At 41.4% G+C, this 18,244-nt stretch carries 21 protein-coding genes; 11 read left to right on the forward strand and 10 right to left on the reverse strand.

Going from position 1 to position 18,244, the window contains the following annotated elements; all coding sequences use genetic code 11:
• Nucleotides 1–36: 36 nt before the first annotated feature.
• A complete protein-coding gene (locus GTQ34_RS13740; RefSeq protein ID WP_166524384.1) occupies nt 37–534 on the reverse strand; it encodes an RNA polymerase sigma factor in 498 nt (165 codons plus the stop codon).
• Nucleotides 535–647: 113 nt separating this feature from the next.
• Between GTQ34_RS13740 and GTQ34_RS13745 the strand changes: the two genes are divergently transcribed.
• From GTQ34_RS13745 to GTQ34_RS13770, 6 genes are all read left to right on the forward strand, one after another.
• Entirely contained in the window at nt 648–2,408 is a 1,761-nt protein-coding gene (locus tag GTQ34_RS13745; RefSeq protein ID WP_166524385.1) for a hypothetical protein, read from the forward strand.
• Nucleotides 2,409–2,436: 28 nt separating this feature from the next.
• Nucleotides 2,437–2,922: a hypothetical protein gene (locus GTQ34_RS13750; protein ID WP_235915045.1), complete on the forward strand. Its 486-nt coding sequence runs from the start codon at nt 2,437–2,439 to the stop codon at nt 2,920–2,922.
• A gap of 104 nt (nt 2,923–3,026) precedes the next feature.
• Nucleotides 3,027–4,355: a signal recognition particle protein gene (gene ffh, locus GTQ34_RS13755; protein ID WP_166524386.1), complete on the forward strand. Its 1,329-nt coding sequence runs from the start codon at nt 3,027–3,029 to the stop codon at nt 4,353–4,355.
• Nucleotides 4,356–4,456: 101 nt separating this feature from the next.
• Nucleotides 4,457–5,344, forward strand: a complete 888-nt coding sequence (folD, locus tag GTQ34_RS13760) for a bifunctional methylenetetrahydrofolate dehydrogenase/methenyltetrahydrofolate cyclohydrolase FolD (RefSeq protein WP_166524387.1) — start codon at nt 4,457–4,459, stop codon at nt 5,342–5,344.
• Nucleotides 5,345–5,661: 317 nt separating this feature from the next.
• Nucleotides 5,662–7,389, forward strand: coding sequence for an alpha/beta hydrolase-fold protein (locus tag GTQ34_RS13765; RefSeq protein ID WP_166524388.1), 1,728 nt, complete (start codon nt 5,662–5,664; stop codon nt 7,387–7,389).
• A gap of 4 nt (nt 7,390–7,393) precedes the next feature.
• Nucleotides 7,394–8,017 (forward strand): DUF2306 domain-containing protein, encoded by a 624-nt coding sequence (locus GTQ34_RS13770; RefSeq protein WP_166524389.1) that lies wholly within the window; start codon nt 7,394–7,396, stop codon nt 8,015–8,017.
• Between the two features lie 2 nt (nt 8,018–8,019).
• Here the strand turns inward: GTQ34_RS13770 and GTQ34_RS13775 are convergent, their stop codons facing one another.
• Nucleotides 8,020–8,442 carry a VOC family protein gene (locus GTQ34_RS13775; protein ID WP_166524390.1) on the reverse strand — a complete coding sequence of 141 codons (423 nt, stop codon included), beginning with the start codon at nt 8,440–8,442 and terminating at the stop codon, nt 8,020–8,022.
• 33 nt (nt 8,443–8,475) lie between these two features.
• Nucleotides 8,476–9,315 carry an alpha/beta fold hydrolase gene (locus tag GTQ34_RS13780; protein ID WP_166524391.1) on the reverse strand — a complete coding sequence of 280 codons (840 nt, stop codon included), beginning with the start codon at nt 9,313–9,315 and terminating at the stop codon, nt 8,476–8,478.
• A gap of 97 nt (nt 9,316–9,412) precedes the next feature.
• Between GTQ34_RS13780 and GTQ34_RS13785 the strand changes: the two genes are divergently transcribed.
• The gene (locus GTQ34_RS13785; protein WP_166524392.1) at nt 9,413–9,835 is read left to right on the forward strand and encodes a winged helix-turn-helix transcriptional regulator; all 423 of its coding nucleotides are present in this window, start codon (nt 9,413–9,415) and stop codon (nt 9,833–9,835) included.
• Here GTQ34_RS13785 and GTQ34_RS13790 read toward each other — a convergent pair.
• The 4 genes from GTQ34_RS13790 to GTQ34_RS13805 form a co-directional block, all read right to left on the reverse strand.
• Nucleotides 9,832–10,791 (reverse strand): YybH family protein, encoded by a 960-nt coding sequence (locus tag GTQ34_RS13790; protein ID WP_166524393.1) that lies wholly within the window; start codon nt 10,789–10,791, stop codon nt 9,832–9,834. The two genes, GTQ34_RS13785 and GTQ34_RS13790, sit on opposite strands and share 4 nt — an antisense overlap.
• 75 nt (nt 10,792–10,866) lie before the next feature.
• Nucleotides 10,867–11,415 carry a hypothetical protein gene (locus tag GTQ34_RS13795; RefSeq protein WP_166524394.1) on the reverse strand — a complete coding sequence of 183 codons (549 nt, stop codon included), beginning with the start codon at nt 11,413–11,415 and terminating at the stop codon, nt 10,867–10,869.
• Nucleotides 11,416–11,421: 6 nt separating this feature from the next.
• Nucleotides 11,422–11,766, reverse strand: a complete 345-nt coding sequence (locus GTQ34_RS13800; RefSeq protein WP_208103899.1) for a cupin domain-containing protein — start codon at nt 11,764–11,766, stop codon at nt 11,422–11,424.
• Between the two features lie 19 nt (nt 11,767–11,785).
• Entirely contained in the window at nt 11,786–13,297 is a 1,512-nt protein-coding gene (locus tag GTQ34_RS13805) for a helicase HerA-like domain-containing protein (RefSeq protein WP_166524395.1), read from the reverse strand.
• 56 nt (nt 13,298–13,353) lie between these two features.
• On the opposite strand from GTQ34_RS13805, the gene GTQ34_RS13810 reads away from it, so the two are divergent.
• Nucleotides 13,354–13,806, forward strand: a complete 453-nt coding sequence (locus GTQ34_RS13810; protein ID WP_166524396.1) for a Rid family detoxifying hydrolase — start codon at nt 13,354–13,356, stop codon at nt 13,804–13,806.
• Here the strand turns inward: GTQ34_RS13810 and GTQ34_RS13815 are convergent, their stop codons facing one another.
• Entirely contained in the window at nt 13,807–14,481 is a 675-nt protein-coding gene (locus GTQ34_RS13815) for a DUF4386 domain-containing protein (RefSeq protein ID WP_166524397.1), read from the reverse strand.
• Nucleotides 14,482–14,580: 99 nt separating this feature from the next.
• Between GTQ34_RS13815 and GTQ34_RS13820 the strand changes: the two genes are divergently transcribed.
• Nucleotides 14,581–15,213: a 7-carboxy-7-deazaguanine synthase QueE gene (locus tag GTQ34_RS13820; protein WP_166524398.1), complete on the forward strand. Its 633-nt coding sequence runs from the start codon at nt 14,581–14,583 to the stop codon at nt 15,211–15,213.
• An 11-nt stretch (nt 15,214–15,224) separates the two neighbouring features.
• Here GTQ34_RS13820 and GTQ34_RS13825 read toward each other — a convergent pair whose 3' ends face one another.
• Together GTQ34_RS13825 and GTQ34_RS13830 are read right to left on the reverse strand one after the other, a co-directional pair.
• Nucleotides 15,225–16,028: a hypothetical protein gene (locus GTQ34_RS13825; protein WP_166524399.1), complete on the reverse strand. Its 804-nt coding sequence runs from the start codon at nt 16,026–16,028 to the stop codon at nt 15,225–15,227.
• Between the two features lie 40 nt (nt 16,029–16,068).
• Entirely contained in the window at nt 16,069–16,782 is a 714-nt protein-coding gene (locus tag GTQ34_RS13830; protein ID WP_166524400.1) for a class I SAM-dependent methyltransferase, read from the reverse strand.
• Between the two features lie 81 nt (nt 16,783–16,863).
• Here GTQ34_RS13830 and GTQ34_RS13835 point away from each other — a divergent pair, with 81 nt between their 5' ends.
• Both GTQ34_RS13835 and GTQ34_RS13840 read left to right on the forward strand, forming a co-directional pair.
• Nucleotides 16,864–17,358: a YkgJ family cysteine cluster protein gene (locus GTQ34_RS13835; protein WP_166524401.1), complete on the forward strand. Its 495-nt coding sequence runs from the start codon at nt 16,864–16,866 to the stop codon at nt 17,356–17,358.
• A gap of 21 nt (nt 17,359–17,379) precedes the next feature.
• The gene (locus GTQ34_RS13840) at nt 17,380–18,219 is read left to right on the forward strand and encodes a sterol desaturase family protein (RefSeq protein WP_166524402.1); all 840 of its coding nucleotides are present in this window, start codon (nt 17,380–17,382) and stop codon (nt 18,217–18,219) included.
• The last annotated feature ends 25 nt before the right edge of the window (nt 18,220–18,244 follow it).

Raw genomic sequence — 18,244 nt, forward strand, 5'->3', positions numbered from 1 at the left:
TCTGTTTACTGTTGATTATCAATTGTCCATTGAAGTTCAGATGCCATCAATCTGCTCCCGTAAACTTTTCAGCGCCAAATGCATTCTTTTTTCTATGGCCTTTATGCTCACTCCTTCCATTTCAGCAATTTCAGCATATTTCTTTCCGTCTATCCGATTCAATAAAAAAGTGGTCCTTTGGTTTTCGGGCAATGCGTTCAACGCCCTATCCAGTTTCTGTTGAAATTCCTTTTCTTCCAACAGAAATTCTGGAGATTCACCAAAACGTTCGTTGGCGTTTTTAGTATAGTTCAACCTTACCTTTTCTGCCTTTATCATATTAAGACTAAGATTGTTGGCAACCTTATAAACAAAGGACTTTGCCTTGTCCGGGGTAACCTTGCCACAATTCTCCCAAAGCTTTACGAAGGCTTCCTGAACAGCGTCATGCGCCCTTTCCTCATTGCCAAACTTATAATAGATGTAATTAAAAATCGTTTTAGAGTTAGTTTTAAATATAGTGTTGAAGATTTGTTCTTCACATACATTGTCCATGGGTTCGAAATTGTCGGAACCCAAAGATATTTGAAAAAAAATTAGAAAAAGTAGGGTTTTTTATCGGAGCGTTGTTCTAGTGATGAAAATTAACCCCATAATCCAAATTCGTTATGAAAAAGTTTTTAAATAGCCTGATGTACCTTGGCTTTTTTATCATTGCCCTTAATTTTACGGCATGCCAGTCGGAATTTGAGGAAATTAACGGTGGTGAGGATACTGAAGCCATCAAAGCAAACTCCACTACAGCGGTACTAATAGAAAAGACATCCTCGAACGATGGTTCTTTCGACAACATTGTGGATGGCGCAAGTTGTGTTGCTGTAAATTTTCCCTACACCGTTCAGGTAAATGGAATTGAAATTATTATTGATTCCCGAGAAGATCTTCATGCCATCGAGGAAATATTTGATGAACTTGATGATGATGAGGACATTTTGAACATTCTTTTCCCGATTACTATCACCCTTGCTGACTTTACTGAGATCGTCATTGAAAATCTAGATCAGTTAGAGGATTTGGCAGAAGACTGTCTTGAGGGAGGTGATGATGATGACATCGAATGTATAGATTTTGTTTATCCCATTACCTTGTTCACATTTGATATCAACGAGCAGCAGTCTGGTGAGGTTGTTATTGAAAGCGATGAGCAATTGCGAAAATTCTTTGACGAACTCGATGATGATGACCTTATTGGCATTGAGTTTCCATTAACACTTAAGAAATTTGACGGTACCGAGCTTGTGGTAAATAGTAATGCTGAATTGGCCATGGCCTTGGAAAATGCTGAGGATGAATGCGACGAGGATGATGATGACGATTATAATGATGATGATTTTGATGAAGAACGTTTCGATTTTTGTTTGACTGAATGCCCATGGTTGGTGCAGGAAGTGGTTCGTGACAACGTCGACAACACAGAACAGTACCTGGAATACATAATGACCTTTACCGAAGATGGAGGTGTTACGGTTAAGGATAGGACAGGAAACGTTTTGAATGGAACTTGGAGTTCCAGATTCACCGACCATGGTCCATTATTGACCTTGGAGTTCGATATGTTGGTGGACTTCAACCTAGAGTGGTTGGTATATGAAATTGGAGACCATACCATAAAGTTATATGCCGAGAACGGCAATAAAATTATCCTTAAACAGCTTTGTGATAATGATGACGAGGTTGATTTGAGCGGATTGAGAGAGATTCTTAAGGAATGTGAGTGGATCATCAAAAAGGTAAAAAACCAAGGTGAGGAAATAGAAAGACTACTTGGGTTCGAGTTTAAGTTTATGCCCGAAGGTGTGGTTACCTTGAGCGACGGAATTTCAACTTCCGAAGGTACATGGGAAGTTGGATACAATGACCAACAAGTACTCTCATTGCTGATTACCATTGAAGGTGAAACTAGCGTAAGCTTTGATTGGCCGTTAAGAGATCTGGACAATGACAGACTTAGATTTGAAGTCGAAGAAATTGATTACGAATTGATTTTACTTCGAGTGTGTGATGACAGCGCTGGAGATGGTGATGTTACCGAGATTAGGAATATTATGCTTGGAGGATTATGGAATGTGGCTCTTTATCAAGAAGATGGAATGGACATGACCGCCGATTATACCGATATGGATTTTAACTTCTCCACTATGCACCAAGTTGAGGTTTCCATAAATGACGATCCCATAGCCGCTGGACTTTGGAGAATCCTAAGAGATTCTGAAGAAGGGTTGAAATTCTATATCAATTTTGACAGTATGGATGCCTTGGGTGATTTGACTGACGATTGGAAAATCGTAGAAGTCACTGAGAACAGAATCGAGCTTAGGGATGAAAGTGGTGATGGCACTGTGGACATACTTGTCTTTGAAAAACCTTAGAACTTAAAAAACGAGAACACTATATAAAATGAAAAAAGCAATTCTAAAATTGATGGCTATCACAACCATGGTTGTAACAATAGGCTGTAGTGATGACAATCAGGATAGCGCAATGGAAAACAACCTTTCTCCTGCACAAATAGCAGAACTTAAAGCTATTGCAGAAGACGGTTCATGGACAATCACCTACTTTTTTGATACAGACAAAGAGGAAACCTCCGATTTCAATGGATATACGTTCACTTTCAATTCGGATGGCACACTTACTGCTTCCAATGGATCAAATGAGGTCACCGGAACTTGGTCCATAACAGATTCCGATAGCAATAGTAATGATGATAGCAGTGATGACGATAGTGGAGCAGATTTCAACATAGCCTTTTCATCGCCAGCTGATTTTGAAGATTTAAGTGACGACTGGGACATTGTGGAATACTCATCAGTTCGAATTGAGTTAATCGATGTTAGTGGTGGAAATGGTGGAACTGATAACTTGGTTTTCGAAAAGAACTAGATAGATTTTCCCCCTAATCTTTATTGAAAAGGACGGCCCTCCCCAAAGCCGTCCTTTTCTTTTTATTATTATTAAATTTGTCCCTCTAAAAATGCAGAGTGCCCATGTTTGATAATTTAAGCGAAAAGCTGGATAAAGCCCTCCACGTCCTCAAAGGGCATGGACAGATTACGGAAATTAATGTTGCAGAGACCTTAAAAGAGGTTCGTAGGGCCCTATTGGATGCCGATGTCAACTTTAAGATAGCCAAAGAATTTACCAATAGGGTAAAGGAAAAGGCTTTGGGTCAAAATGTACTGACCACCTTGCAGCCTGGCCAGCTTATGGTGAAGATTGTAAAGGATGAGCTCACCCAATTGATGGGGGGCGAGGCGGAAGAAATTGACCTATCGGGGAATCCCTCTGTAATTCTAATGTCTGGTTTACAAGGATCTGGTAAGACCACGTTTTCAGGTAAACTGGCCAACTATCTCAAAACCAAGAAAGGCAAGAAACCCCTTTTGGTAGCCTGTGACGTGTATCGTCCCGCAGCTATTGACCAGTTGCACATTGTCGGTGAGCAAATAGGTGTTGAAGTATACTCAGACAGGGAGAACAATGACCCTGTGGCAATAGCTAGGGCAGGGGTAAAGCATGCTAAGGAAATTGGTGCCAGTGTGGTCATTATAGATACGGCAGGACGTTTGGCGGTGGATGAACAAATGATGACCGAAATTGCCAATATCCATAAAGCAGCATCACCGCAAGAAACACTTTTTGTGGTGGATGCCATGACGGGGCAGGATGCTGTGAATACCGCAAAAGCCTTCAATGACGTATTGAATTTTGATGGGGTTATCCTGACCAAGTTGGATGGTGATACTCGAGGCGGTGCGGCCATTTCCATTAAATCGGTGGTGGACAAGCCCATCAAATTTATTGGGACTGGAGAAAAAATGGAGGCCATTGATGTGTTCTATCCTTCCAGGATGGCGGACCGTATTTTGGGTATGGGGGATGTGGTATCCCTTGTGGAGCGTGCCCAAGAACAATTTGATGAGGAACAGGCACGAAAAATTCAAAAGAAGATTGCAAAAAATCGATTTGGTTTTGATGATTTCCTGAGCCAAATTCAGCAGATAAAAAAAATGGGGAACATGAAGGACCTCATGGGAATGATACCAGGAGCCGGAAAGGCCTTAAAAGGGATGGATATTGATGATGACGCTTTCAAGCATATTGAGGCCATAATCCACTCCATGACCCCAGATGAACGCTCCAACCCCTCCAAGCTTAATGCAAGTCGCAAAAAACGTATAGCATCAGGTAGCGGCACTTCTATTCAAGAGGTGAACCAATTGTTGAAACAGTTTCAGCAAATGAGCAAGATGATGAAAATGATGCAAGGCGGCGGAGGTAAAAAAATGATGCAGATGATGCAGAATATGCGGTAATTTTAGTCAGTAGTCAGTAGTCAGTAGTCAGTAGTCAGTAGTCAGTAGTCAGTAGTCAGTAGTCAGTAGTCAGTAGTCAGTAGCAAAAAGATATACAATCCATGGAAATTCTGGACGGAAAGAAAGTTTCAAACCAAATCAAAGAAGAACTTGCCGTGGAGGTCGCCCAGATGAAAGCACGAGGCGAAAAAGTTCCTCATTTGGCTGCAGTACTTGTGGGAAATGATGGTGCCAGTCTTACCTATGTTGGAAGCAAAGTACGGTCTTGTGAAAAAATAGGCTTTGAATCTACTTTGATTCATCTACCCGAGGAAACCACCGAAGAGGAATTGTTGAAGCAAGTGGAGAACTTAAACAAGAACACAGACATTGATGGTTATATTGTGCAATTGCCCTTGCCCAAACATATCGACGAGCAAAAGGTGTTAATGGCGGTGGACCCTGATAAGGATGTGGATGGATTTCATCCTGCAAATTTTGGTAAAATGGCCTTGGATATGGAATCTTTTATACCAGCCACGCCTTTTGGAATTATGGAACTGCTTCGCAGGTATAACATCGATACCGAAGGAAAACATGCTGTGGTGATAGGAAGGAGCCATATTGTGGGTCGCCCCATCAGCATATTGCTGAGCCAAAAGGGAAAAGCTGCCAATGCTACGGTCACTCTTACTCATAGCCGAACTAAGGATCTTAAAGCGATTACTGTGCAGGCGGATATCATTATTTCTGCCCTGGGTGTGCCCAATTTTCTAAAAGAAGATATGGTTAAGGAGGGCGTCGTAGTAATTGACGTGGGTATAACCCGTGTTCCCGACGAAACCCGAAAAAGAGGGTATTACATTACCGGAGATGTTGATTTTGAAAACGTCAGCAAAAAGGCGTCCCATATTACACCTGTGCCTGGTGGGGTTGGTCCGATGACCATTGCCATGCTGCTTAAAAACACCTTATTGGCCAGGGAAAGGCACAATGCTTCCAATGCCTAATCTACATTTTCGACTTCAGTATCGACAAGTGCAAGCTGTTCCTCTTCATCGGGGGTTATAAAATCCAAATCATTATCACTTTCATCATTGGTACAACCGGTAATCGCGAACGAAGCAAACAGTATGCTTATTAAACAGTATGCTTATTAAGAGGAGAATGGTTTTCATCATCTGGTAATTTAGTAGGTGTCATACCCATATGATTTCCATATAATAACGTTTCAAACTCCCCAAATAGTATCTGCAGAAGATCAAAAAGGTTTTCGTTTGATTAGCAATTTAAATTCAGTATCTTTTTCATTCAAACTAGACCATCCATGAAAATCCAGGCAAAACTGACATTGCTCTTATTGTTATTATTGGGCGCATGTGCAAAAAAAGAAAACCAAAACCATATTTTCGTCTCATTTACAGAAGCAGCTAATGAAAAAGCCTTGGATGGAAGATTGCTTCTAATGCTTTCCACAAATGATGATCAGGAACCCCGATTTCAGATAAATGGGGGTTTAAATACGCAATTGATTTTTGGGGTGGATGTAGATGGTATGAATCCGGGAGATGAAATCATTTTTGATGATACCATTCTCGGATTTCCCTATACAAGTTTAGATGAAATCCCTGAGGGGGAATACAATGTGCAAGCACTGTTGCACACCTATGAGACCTTTAATTTGGCTACGGGCCACACGGTTAAACTGCCCATGGACAATGGCGAAGGACAACAATGGAACAGGTCACCCGGAAATCTGTATAGCGAGCCGTTCAAGATCAGTATTGGTGAAAAAGGAATCCAAGATATCAAGGTTGTCATGGAAAAGGTAATTTCGCCCATTGAAGAACCAGAGGATACCGAATGGATAAAACACATCAAGATAAAATCAGAAAAACTATCGGAGTTTTGGGGTAGGGACATGTATTTGGGTGCCCACGTTTTACTGCCAAAAGGCTTTAAGGAGCATCCAGAAGCCAAGTATCCGATGATGATTTTTCATGGGCACTTTCCAGACGACTTTGGTGGTTTTAGGACGACACCGCCAGACCCGAATCTAAAACCCGAATACTCAGCACGATTCGATGTTGAAGGATATAATATCATTCAGCAACAAGAGGCCTATGATTTTTACAAAAGGTGGAACGAACCTGATTTCCCCAGATTTTTGATTATTGAGATTCAGCATCCCACACCCTATTATGATGATTCCTATGCCGTGAACTCCGCCAGTCAAGGCCCCTATGGCGATGCAATCACACACGAATTGATTCCGTATATCGAGAAAGAGTTTAGGGGTATCGGCGAAGGATGGTCTCGATTTTTGTACGGCGGTTCCACAGGAGGCTGGGAAGCCCTGGCCGTTCAGGTAAACTATCCAGAAGAATATAATGGTTGCTTTGCCGCATGTCCGGACCCCATCGATTTTAGGGCATATTGCCTCACCAATATCTATGAGGACACAAATGCGTATTACTATGATAGTGAGCACAAGTCATTAGAGGTTCCCGCGCATCGGGACTATCTGGGGCATGTTCAGACCACGACCAGGGAATACAATCAATTGGAATTGGTCTTGGGCACCAAATCCAGGTCCGGACAACAATGGGATATTTGGGAAGCCACCTATTCACCCCAAGGAAAAGATGGCTATCCAGAACGCCTTTGGGATAAAATGACAGGAGAAATTGATCCAAAAGTGGCAGCATATTGGAAAGAAAACTATGATCTGAGGTATATTTTGGAAAGGGATTGGGAGAAATTAGGAGAAAAATTGAGGGGCAAAATTCATATCTATTGCGGCGATATGGATAACTATTATTTGAACAATGCCGTTTATTTGATGGAAGATTTTCTGGAAAATACTTCAGATCCTTATTACGATGGTGAGGTGTTGTATGGCGATAGGGCAGAACATTGCTGGAATGGCGACCCAGAACTCCCGAACCATATAAGCCGTTTGCGTTACAATAGCATGTATGTGCCCAAGATTATGAAACGTATTGCGGAGAGCGCTCCGAAAGGTGCGGACTTGACAAGCTGGCGATATAAATAAAGACATGGGACGTACCAGAAATAAAATAGCATGGATTGTGTTTGCGACTTTGGCAATTTCCATAGGTCTATATCCCGCTATGTATCTTATTATGCCTCAGGATGCAGGTTTATTGGCAAGTAAATCCAGCGAAATATTGACCAATGTGGTATGGCAAATTGGATTTTATGGACATATTTCATTTGGGGGTTTGGCTTTGCTCACGGGGTGGTCACAGTTTAGCAAAAAAATTAGGGCCAAGAACTTGCAATTGCATAGAAACCTAGGCAAGATATATGTATTCTCTGTTCTGATAAGTGGTGTATGCGGTGTATATATTGGATTTTTCGCAACAGGTGGATTTATTCCTGCTTTGGGATTCATTTTATTGGGCTTGGTTTGGCTTTTTACCACCGGAAAGGCCTATTTGGCAATAAAACGAGGCGATTTATCCTTGCACCAAGGCATGATGATCTATAGTTACGCTGCCTGTTTTGCAGCTGTTACTTTGAGAATATGGTTACCACTTTTGACCATGGCTTTCGGCGAGTTTTTGATAGCCTACAAGATAGTGGCCTGGCTTTGCTGGGTACCCAATATCATTTTTGCCCACTTATGGGTTCGTAGAAAAGGGCTTACGATAGATTAAACCTACTTGGCAAACAGTTGCCCAATGTCCTTGAAAGCTTTAAATTCCAAGGCATTTCCAGCAGGATCTAGAAAAAACATGGTCGCTTGCTCTCCTACTTCACCTTCAAAACGGATGTAGGGCTCAATAATGAACTTAACTCCCTTTTCTTTCAATTGTTTGGAAAATGACTGAAACGTATCCCATGGAAGCACCACGCCGTAGTGGGGCACAGGGACATTTTTACCATCCACTGGGTTGGTGTGCAAATCTTCTTCTGACTTGGGCTTGTAATGAATGACCAATTGATGCCCAAAAAGATTGAAATCTACCCAATGATCACTGCTTCTACCTTCTTCGCACCCAAGAATTTCGCTATAAAATGTTCTACATGCATCCAGATTATGTACCGGAATGGCGATGTGGAAAGGAGTTATTTTTTGCATGAATGATTTTTTAAGTAAAGTAAAACTTCTTTGCTAAGCTTCCAAAAAATCAATGATTTGATTGTTGACTTCTTCCTGATGCATGGAATGTCCCAAACCTTCCGTAGTTACCAATTGGCTTCCTTTCCACGCTTCGTGCACCGCAACCGAAGCATGATAAGGTGCAATGGCATCAAATCGGTCATGAAAAAGAAGTCCCTTTTTCGTATTGTTTTTTACAAACCTGGACGCTGAAAAATCATGGATGCGGAATCCAAAACGTTTTAAGATGTAATTGTCCAAGGTCTGCATCACTCTGTCGTTGAATCGAAGTAAATCCTGATAGTGTCCCATTATTTCGTGGAACTCCGAAGGAGCTCCGATAATGACCATCTTATCAACTTGTGGATTTGGATTATTGTATTCATTGTAGATTAAGGTCATTCCACCCACAGAGTGTCCGATTACATGTTTGGGGTCATATTTTTTTATCATATGGTGAACTGCTTCTTCATAAAGGGGTACATACAGTAATTTTCCGGAGGAATGGCCATGTGCGGGAGCATCAAAAGCGATGATGTTGAAATCAGCTTCTTTAAGCTTTTTGATGAGGTTTCGCCACCTAAAGGCATTACTTTCCCAACCATGCACCAACAGCACAGTCTCTTTACGCCCCTCCCATCGATATGATTGCAGTTGATGGCCCGAAACTTCTTCAATGTCCATCTTGGATACTTCTAAAAATGTCTTTTGCTGTGGCAGAACACGACCTCTTCGTACTCTACAAAATAGGGTAAAAGCGGAATGAGCGGCTTTTTGGGGAGCAAAAAAGGCATAGAGGTTAAAAAATTGACCATAAGCCAATGGAAGTATTTTGGTCAGGAGTTTTTTCATAAGGTTACTTTTTGTAACTTACTCTATTAAAGAAACTAAAAATACACATTCATTTTGTAAAATAAAAGAAGTCACTTAACCCCTACCAAGTATAACAATGGAAACTGTAGTTGAAAATCAGAAGATTAGAACGGCAAAAAAATTAGAAAAAATGTTTGGGCATATTGATTACAAGAATCCGCCTGAACTTTGTCCAGTGCGGGATGTGATGTCGGTGGCTTCTGACCAGTGGAGCACTTTGATTCTTCTTTGGCTGGGTTTTTTTCATGTGTTACGATTCAACAAGCTTAAAAAATATGTCTACGGAATTTCCAACAAGGTCTTAAGTCAGCGACTAAAAGTATTGGAGGCTGATGGATATCTAAAGCGCAAAGCATACAAAGAGGTTCCTATCAGAGTAGAGTACAGTTTAACTGAATTTGGACAGACCTATGTGGAAAAATTATTGGAACTGACCGAGTGGATGCAGACCAACAGTCCCAAGGTATTGGCGAATCGCGAAAAATATGGATTGCTTTAGTCCTGGATTCGATTCCAAATATCCAAGTACATTTTCCAATTGCCATTTTCTTTTTTCCAGACTACTACATATTTTCCTTTCCAGTCGACCACAGAACCATCTTTACGTTCGGTTTTTCCCTGATAGTATCCGTAATCATGGGCGTAATTACCAAAAAACTTGATTTCTTGTGGTAGGATTTCATGATGGAGGATTTTGGCTCCAGCCCCTTGCATCCATTTGGCTTTGATTGCTTCCCTGCTGGAGATGATATCGGCATTATTTGGAAAAATCTTGGCATCCAAGGTATAGCTGTTGGCAATAGTTTCATAATCACCATTGATAAAAGCGGTTGAAAAATTTCGGGTAGCCTCCAGTATTTTCTCCTTTTCATGGGCCTCATTTTTTGAAACTTTTGCTCCGGAGCAGTCGATTTTCCAAGTTGGGAATACTATGGATTCCGTTTTGTCGACCCATTCCCCAACCCACTTGTAACCTTTCTCATCCATGTCATAAAAGGTAAGTCTGTAATAACCGTCCATTCCGTTTGGTGCCTTTGACTCGCGGTAGAGTACTATATTTCCGTCCTCAGTTTTTCCTCCTTCCCAGGCTGGCAATGTAGGAGATGCTCTCGGATGACTATAATAGTGCACATACCATTTGGTGCTATCCGGGATAAACTGTCTGATGCTTCCGGAATAGGTGCCGTCTTCTTTTAGGGTTTCATCCTGAACCCCCATGCCATTCATGATATATTTGAAACGCCAAACCATGTTTGTTGGCTCAGCCCACGTTTGGTCAGGGTTTCGCAACTCCGATATGCAGTTGCATTCCCCGATCATAGGTGCAAAATCCAACAACTCTTTGGGAGCTTCAGGGTTTGGGAGCCCATACGGATGTTCTGATGAAGGCTCATAATCATATTGAGCCAACAAAGTCAAAGGAAACAGAAACAGGGATAATAAAAGGTTTTTCATTTGGATTGGTTTTCACACAAATTACCCAAATGCGGCCAGAAAACCTTTAGGTTTAGGAATTTGTTAACGGTGTGACTAATCCCACCCAATCATCAAATACTTTATTTTGGCCGTTCCAGGTATTTGCACCGCTTCAATATTGGATGTTGTATATCGTAGGTTGGTAGGCAGTTCTTCCTTGTCGATAGTAAAATATAGGTTGCTTTCCCTTGGAAAAATAACCACGCTGTTCAAAGTGGTCACTATTTTTTTGATGGAATAATTTTTTTGGATTTCGCGAAAAGTACTTCTTAGGCCAATACCTTTGTCAGTTTGGTAGCGAGCATCAAAAACCCTTACATTTTCAATGGTGGGAATACTATCTAATGAAGGGGTAAGCGTTAACAGATGCTTTCCGCTTTTTGTGAAAATCTTGATTTTCGTTGTTTTTCCCACTTTAATGGTTGAAGTATCCTGTACTATCGAATCCCTCACAAAAACCGATTCCAATTGGGATACTTGAGTCGTTTTCAATAAGGGACCCACACTTTGTTCGGTAATAAGAAAAGCGGTGTCTTTCTTCGAACAGTTGAAGGAAACCGTTAATAACAAAAAATATAAGGCGACATGATATGGGTTCTTCATTTTTTTCTAAGTGGATTCTTCAATTCTATCATTTTTGGTTGTTGGTTCGGATATGACCAGAAAATGTGATGAGCTATCCGAATCGTTTATTATCTGATGCTGGATTCCAGGTGCTAAATGAAAACCTTCGCCCTTTGCCAGACTATAAGACACATTCTGAAGTTTTATTACGAGTCTGCCCTGCAAAACATAGAAAAACTGTTGCGAATACTTATGATAATGGGGTTTTTCTGCTGTTTTGGGGGGCATTGTCTCTTGTATAATGCTCAATGAATCAGTTTTGACGAGATGCCATCCATCGCAACCTTCTCCCCAATGGTAATGTTCCGCATTTTCGATGTGCCTTTTCAAAACTGTAATAATTTTAGCGTCAACGAATCACTTTCTTAAGCACACCTAAAACCCCACGGATAAAGGTGGCGCTGGTAAGGACTTTTACCACCGGGTTCATTCTCGTGCTTCGTCTTGTGGAAGTTCTTCTTCTTGAGGATGTTTTTTGGTCCTTCTCTTTTTCTGCTTCCTTTTCTGCCTTTTTAATTTTTTCATTCAAAATTTCATAAGCACTTTCGCGATTAATCTCATCATTATATTTTTTGACCAGCTTCGATTTTCCGATGGTTTTCTTCAATTCAGCATCCGTCAAAATGTCCATGCGACTCATCGGTGCACGTAGCAAGGTTGCGGCTAAAGGCGTTGGCCTACCTTTTTCATCCAAAGCGGATATCAATGCTTCGCCAATTCCCAAAGAGGTCAGTACCTCCTTGGTGTCGTAGAATTCCGAAATGGGGTAGTTCTCCGCGGTCAACTTTATCGCTTTTCGGTCTTTTGCCGTAAAAGCCCTGAGGGCATGCTGTACCTTCAACCCAAGCTGTGCCAACACATCATCGGGTACATCGGTGGGGTTTTGGGTCACGAAATAAAGTCCGATTCCTTTGGAACGTATTAATTTCACAATGCTCTCAATCTGGTCCAAAAGCGCTTTGGAGGCATTGTCAAAAATCAAATGTGCTTCATCAATAAAGAGAATCAGTTCGGGTCTATCACTATCGCCCTGCTCAGGAAAGGTCGAGTAAATCTCGGCCAAAAGGCTCAACATAAATGTGGAGAATAGTTTGGGTCGGTCCTGAATATCGGTAAGGCGAATGATATTGATATACCCCTTGCCATTTTCATCAATTCGGACTAAATCATCAACTTCGAAGGATTTTTCTCCAAAAAATAAGTCAGCTCCTTGTTGCTCCAATTCAATGATTTTTCTAAGGATGGTGCCAGTAGAACTGGTGGAGATACGACCATAGGATTCTTGGAACTCTTTCTTTCCTTCTCCGGTGGCATATTGCAATACTTTTTTAAAGTCTTTTAAGTCCAACAAGGGCAGTTTGTTGTCATCGCAGTATTTGAAGACAACGGCCACAATCCCTTCTTGGGTAACGGTCAGGTCCAATATTCTGGAAAGTAGGACAGGACCAAACTCAGATACGGTGGCTCGCAATCTGACCCCATCTTGTTCCGAGAGTGACAAAATCTCCACGGGAAACCCTTTAGCTTCAAAGGGCAATCCAATTTTTTCGTGACGTTCATCAATTTTGGGATGTCCCGGACTAGGTTGGGCTATACCGCTCAAATCACCTTTTAGGTCCATCAATAGAACCGGAATGCCCTTTTCGGAAAGATTTTCGGCCAATACTTGCAAGGTTTTGGTTTTTCCAGTTCCTGTGGCTCCCGCAATGAGGCCGTGGCGGTTCAGAGTTTTTAGGGGTATCTTTATAAAAGCCTTGGTCACCGTTTCACCATCCAGCATGCCAGCACCCATGGTAATGAAGTCACCTTTGGTGGCGTATCCCTTTTCAATATGATTAAAGAATTTTTCTTTGCGGTCCATTCCGTTCAATTTCCGATAAAAATAGGGTAATTTTAAGCAAATCTAAAAATGCGCTTATGAAACGCTTTCAATATGTTTTGCTTTTTGTTTTGATGCTTGGACTGAGTTTTTCAACCCATGCCCAAGAAGGTACGGAACTGGTTTTCCATAAATCCCACGAAGTGAAAAAGCAGCAAGCTCCATTCAGTGATGCCGTTCAGGCAGGAAACCTGTTCTTTTTGGCTGGGCAGATTGGCATGGACCATTCCACCAGAACCATGGTTGAAGGTGGCATACAGGCAGAGACCGAACAGGTCATTATGAACATCAAAGCTGTCTTGGCCCAGCATGGCATGACCTTGGACAATGTGGTCAAGTGCACGGTGATTTTGAGCACCATGGACGATTTTGGAGCCTTCAATGAGATTTATTCCAAGCATTTTACCAAAAAACCTGCCAGGACTACCTTTGCTGCCAGTGGTTTGGCTCGAAATGCCAAAATTGAGATTGAAGCAATGGCGATTAAATAGTCATTCCTTTTCCTTGGTGCCCATTATCAATAACCACAGGCAGATCCCTATTTCTCCAATGCTGGCAGGAATAGTGATATAGTCGGCAATGATGAAGCCCGAATAATTGGGAATCGCTATTCTTCCCAAAAAGTCCAGATAGTAACCTACGCTTCCTACCATAAGAAGGTAACCCAATAATTTGGGAAGAAACCCAGATTTGAATACAAGATACCCGAACGGAAAAAGCCATAAAGCCCAAAAATTCTGTCCCAAAAGGTTACCATCGTTAAATTGATGCATGTAAAACATGACTTGTTCCGCTTTGGACCATGCGGAATTTTCAGGTCCGGAGATTGTTGAGAGTACAGCAAATTTATTCAACAAAGCACTGAAAAAAATGGGAACGCTTGGTAGCACCAGGGCCACCATCACAACGGCATAGGACTTGTTCACCTGTTTTAATAAACTGTAAAGGACCAGTGGAAGAAGCAAAAAAGCGGTAAAGCTGATGGATTCTGCCAATATTCCCAGCCGGAATAGGCTTTCAGAGCTTTGAATGTTTTCCAAGGTTTGCTGCGAATTGTCCCAAACAATAAGTTTTGATGGAACATACATCAACGAAAAAATTCCAGTGATAACTACAATAAAGTAAAGCAATCCGGCCACACGGGCCTTGGACTTATTGTTTTTCATAGGGATGGTTTTAGGAAGTAGACGTATTTATTGCTGATTTGTTACCACTTCCCGCCAAATAGTTTGTCCGCTCTTTTGCCATATACCTATCTTTGCATTATGGTTAGTGAAAACGTAATGGACTTGGTGGAAAAAGGACTGATGTTGCCCTTAATGGAGGAATTTTACACCATTCAAGGGGAAGGATTTCATAAAGGTACCGCGGCGTATTTTATACGGGTGGGAGGTTGTGATGTGGGATGTCATTGGTGCGATGTTAAGGAAAGTTGGAATGCCGAGACCCATCCTCCTACGCCTATATATAGCATTATTGATAATGCCACCAAATTTTCCGATACTATTGTGGTGACTGGAGGTGAGCCGTTAACCTGGGACATGGGCCCGCTGACATTTGGTCTAAAAGAAAGGGAGTTAAAAACCCATATCGAAACCTCAGGGGCATACCCCTTGACCGGAACCTGGGACTGGATTTGTCTATCCCCAAAGAAAAACAAGCTTCCTGTCGGCGATATCCATAAAAAGGCTCATGAGCTCAAGGTAATTGTTTACAACAAGCACGATTTTATATTTGCAGAAGAACAGGCTGCCAAGGTAAGTGAAGATTGTGTGTTATATCTTCAACCAGAATGGAGTGTTCGGGAAAAAGTGGTTCCCTTAATTGTGGACTACGTAATGAAAAATCCTAAATGGAAAGTGTCCCTACAAACACATAAATACCTGAATATACCCTAATACACTATAAATTAGCGCCCGCCATTACTTTGCAGGTCCAAAATACATTCTGCGTCGAGTTCCGGTACCGCAGCAAGACCTTTTGAAGTATTACTTTCCATAGCTTTCATCATCGTTCCACCAAACTGAAGTTCGGCACGCATCAAACATCCATTCACAACACAGTGGTTTTCAGCATCCGGGTCTTCATGGTCATTTACCGGGGTAGTGCCCAAATTGACCAATCCAAATAAATGGCCAAATTCGTGATTCAACGTCGCCGTTTCAACATCAGAAACGGTTACGATAACACTATTCCCCACTAAATCGCGAAGTGTCTTTTCATAAATTACCATAGAGGTATTTCTGTAGACGGCACCTAGGGAGACAACCCCTTCGCTCTCATCATCGGAATCTGCTGGGGCATCAGCAAAATAAATATATATCGCTAAGGTCCCCCCTTGATTGTATGCGGTTCTATTTTCGGATTCAAGGTCTACTATTTCATCCAACAAAAGAGTTTCTTCGTTGGGGGATGGCAGTTCATTAAAGCTAAATTGAATGTTCTGCTTAAATGTTCTTTGCATTAGAAAATTCTCAAAATTTTCCAAGGCCTCGTCAGTTGGTCTAAAGCCAGTAACGTATGCGATTTCAATCAATAATTGATCAAAATTGTTATTGGATAAAAGGTCGTTGGCAGAAGCACCCGTTGCCAAAAGATTTGCAGATTTATCTATAGTGACATTAGTGCCTCCAGAGTTGGTTTCATTGTCTGAAGAACACCCGAATAAAAACACCATTACCATTAATGGCAAAAACAACTTTCTCTTTTTCATGCTTTAAAACTATTAAAGAAGAACGTTATAAAGGTTATTTCTAGTATTCTTTTAATGAAAGTTTAGCTAAATAGTCGTAATGCGGGCCCAATAGTACCAGTTCGCAGGATAAATTGTTCGCGGCGCATGCATTTTGAAGCGTATTGTAATCAATGTAAAGCCAAGGAAATGGAGCGGTTTTATTGCCTTTGTAACGCATCACAAAGGTTACCTCGCCGTAGTAATTGCCGTTCGATGGAATCCAATAGCCACCATCATCATCCTGGTTGAACATGTAGATGATATCACTGGAATCCAGTAGTATTTGCCCATTGGGTTTCAGAAGAGATGTCAAATGCCGTAAAAAAACATTTAGATGGTCTAGAGTTCCTGCCAATCCAACGCCATTCATCAGTAGTAGTAGGGTATCGAACTTTTCTTCTTTGTATTCGAGAAGAGTCTGGTTTATCGGGTTTATAACACCTCTTTTTTTGCAAACCTCTATAGCCCCTGCAGATGAGTCCAAGGCTGTTACCTTCATTCCCTTTTCCTGAAGATACAGTGCGTGATTTCCCGCTCCACAGCCAATATCAAGTACTGAACCCCTGGCCATTTCCATAGCCTTTTGTTCCAACAGGGGCATTGCTTCAAAATTGCGAAATAGATAGGGTAGCGGAATCGCGTCTTCCTCATCCAGGGAGGAAAACGTTAGGATATCTTCCGTATAATTTCCAAGATGGTAGTCCATCAAAGCTTTTCCGAAAACATCTTCCATCCATATTGATTTGGATTACAAAGTTGTGACTTTTATTGGAGATAAAGGTTTAATTGAAATCTCTTTTTTATGTTTGTTTCCATGAAAATTAAATTGGAACAACTGTCTCTAAAAGCTGGGGAAAAGCATGCAGAGAATAAGAGGTTTTTTGCCAAGTTGCGGAAAAGGCCTCCCAAGGATTTGGATTATACCATGCAGGAGCTCCATAATGATGAGTTTGAACGAACAGATTGCCTTACCTGTGCCAATTGTTGTAAAACCACGGGTCCCCTTTTCACCAACGCGGATATTGAACGGATTTCAAAGCATCTTCGAATGAAATCCTCCCAATTTATTAAGACGTATTTGAGACTGGACGAAGACAATGACCATGTACTCCAGAGCGTTCCCTGCACATTTTTGGGAGATGATAATTACTGTTCCATCTATGAGGTGCGCCCGAAAGCCTGTCGGGAATACCCCCATACGGACCGAAAAAAGTTTCAGCAAATCAGTAATCTTACTTTAAAGAACGTAGCCATTTGTCCTGCTGCTTTCAACATTGTAGAACAAATGAAGCGAAGAATCAAAATTTAATCATTTCTTATCTTTGGAAGTATGGAACAAATCATTACCTACTTCGAAACAATACCTTCTTGGCATCGAAGCCTTATTTTGGTGGGAGGCATTACTTTTTTCTGGATTTTAGAGGGTATTGTGCCCCTATTTAATGCACCATACAAAAAGTGGCGACATTCGGTTCCCAATTTTTTCTTTACTCTAACGACCATTTTAGTGAATTTTCCTTTGGCCTTTTTGTTGCTCAAAACATCAGATTGGGCAGTGGCCAACCAGTTTGGGATTATCAATTGGTTACCAGAGATGCCGCTATGGCTCTATGTGCTGCTAGGCTTACTTTTTTTGGATTTGATAGGTGCGTACACGGCCCATTGGGTGGAACACAAGGTAAAGCTACTTTGGATGGTGCATTTGGTGCACCATTCTGATCATAATGTGGATACGACCACAGCGAATCGCCATCATCCCTTGGAAAGTCTTATTCGATATTTCTTCACATTGATAGGAGTTTTTCTTGTTGGAGCACCTATTGGCATCATCATGTTGTACCAGAGTATGTCCGTGGTGCTTTCCCAGTTCAATCATGCAAACATACGACTGCCCAAAATGGTGGATAATGCCATAAGTTGGTTCATTGTTAGTCCCGATATGCACAAAGTACACCATCATTATAAACTACCCTATACCGATTCCAATTACGGTAATATTTTTTCGATTTGGGACCGCTTGTTCGGCACCTATATGACCATGAACCTGGATAAAATCATTTATGGTGTGGATACCTTTCCGGACGAAAAAGAAAATAGTAGTATCATAGGACTGTTGAAACAACCTTTTCACAAGTATAGAAGACCAACTACCGAAAAGGCGAAGCCTTGAATGACCCTTCAAATCTAAACTGTTA

This window comes from Flagellimonas ochracea, from assembly GCF_009903685.1.
GTDB lineage: Bacteria > Bacteroidota > Bacteroidia > Flavobacteriales > Flavobacteriaceae > Flagellimonas > Flagellimonas ochracea.

What these genes read in the sequence shown, in the direction of transcription:
- GTQ34_RS13745 (WP_166524385.1), top strand. Translation starts at nt 648, where the DNA reads ATGAAAAAGTTTTTAAATAGCCTGATGTACCTTGGCTTTTTTATCATT.
- GTQ34_RS13810 (WP_166524396.1), top strand. Translation starts at nt 13,354, where the DNA reads ATGAAACGCTTTCAATATGTTTTGCTTTTTGTTTTGATGCTTGGACTG.
- GTQ34_RS13795 (WP_166524394.1), bottom strand. Translation starts at nt 11,415, where the DNA reads ATGAAGAACCCATATCATGTCGCCTTATATTTTTTGTTATTAACGGTT.
- GTQ34_RS13780 (WP_166524391.1), bottom strand. Translation starts at nt 9,315, where the DNA reads ATGAAAAAACTCCTGACCAAAATACTTCCATTGGCTTATGGTCAATTT.
- GTQ34_RS13740 (WP_166524384.1), bottom strand. Translation starts at nt 534, where the DNA reads ATGGACAATGTATGTGAAGAACAAATCTTCAACACTATATTTAAAACT.
- GTQ34_RS13770 (WP_166524389.1), top strand. Translation starts at nt 7,394, where the DNA reads ATGGGACGTACCAGAAATAAAATAGCATGGATTGTGTTTGCGACTTTG.
- GTQ34_RS13750 (WP_235915045.1), top strand. Translation starts at nt 2,437, where the DNA reads ATGAAAAAAGCAATTCTAAAATTGATGGCTATCACAACCATGGTTGTA.
- folD (WP_166524387.1), top strand. Translation starts at nt 4,457, where the DNA reads ATGGAAATTCTGGACGGAAAGAAAGTTTCAAACCAAATCAAAGAAGAA.
- GTQ34_RS13775 (WP_166524390.1), bottom strand. Translation starts at nt 8,442, where the DNA reads ATGCAAAAAATAACTCCTTTCCACATCGCCATTCCGGTACATAATCTG.
- GTQ34_RS13785 (WP_166524392.1), top strand. Translation starts at nt 9,413, where the DNA reads ATGGAAACTGTAGTTGAAAATCAGAAGATTAGAACGGCAAAAAAATTA.
- GTQ34_RS13765 (WP_166524388.1), top strand. Translation starts at nt 5,662, where the DNA reads ATGAAAATCCAGGCAAAACTGACATTGCTCTTATTGTTATTATTGGGC.
- GTQ34_RS13830 (WP_166524400.1), bottom strand. Translation starts at nt 16,782, where the DNA reads ATGGAAGATGTTTTCGGAAAAGCTTTGATGGACTACCATCTTGGAAAT.
- GTQ34_RS13805 (WP_166524395.1), bottom strand. Translation starts at nt 13,297, where the DNA reads ATGGACCGCAAAGAAAAATTCTTTAATCATATTGAAAAGGGATACGCC.
- GTQ34_RS13820 (WP_166524398.1), top strand. Translation starts at nt 14,581, where the DNA reads ATGGTTAGTGAAAACGTAATGGACTTGGTGGAAAAAGGACTGATGTTG.
- GTQ34_RS13835 (WP_166524401.1), top strand. Translation starts at nt 16,864, where the DNA reads ATGAAAATTAAATTGGAACAACTGTCTCTAAAAGCTGGGGAAAAGCAT.
- GTQ34_RS13825 (WP_166524399.1), bottom strand. Translation starts at nt 16,028, where the DNA reads ATGAAAAAGAGAAAGTTGTTTTTGCCATTAATGGTAATGGTGTTTTTA.
- ffh (WP_166524386.1), top strand. Translation starts at nt 3,027, where the DNA reads ATGTTTGATAATTTAAGCGAAAAGCTGGATAAAGCCCTCCACGTCCTC.
- GTQ34_RS13815 (WP_166524397.1), bottom strand. Translation starts at nt 14,481, where the DNA reads ATGAAAAACAATAAGTCCAAGGCCCGTGTGGCCGGATTGCTTTACTTT.
- GTQ34_RS13790 (WP_166524393.1), bottom strand. Translation starts at nt 10,791, where the DNA reads ATGAAAAACCTTTTATTATCCCTGTTTCTGTTTCCTTTGACTTTGTTG.
- GTQ34_RS13840 (WP_166524402.1), top strand. Translation starts at nt 17,380, where the DNA reads ATGGAACAAATCATTACCTACTTCGAAACAATACCTTCTTGGCATCGA.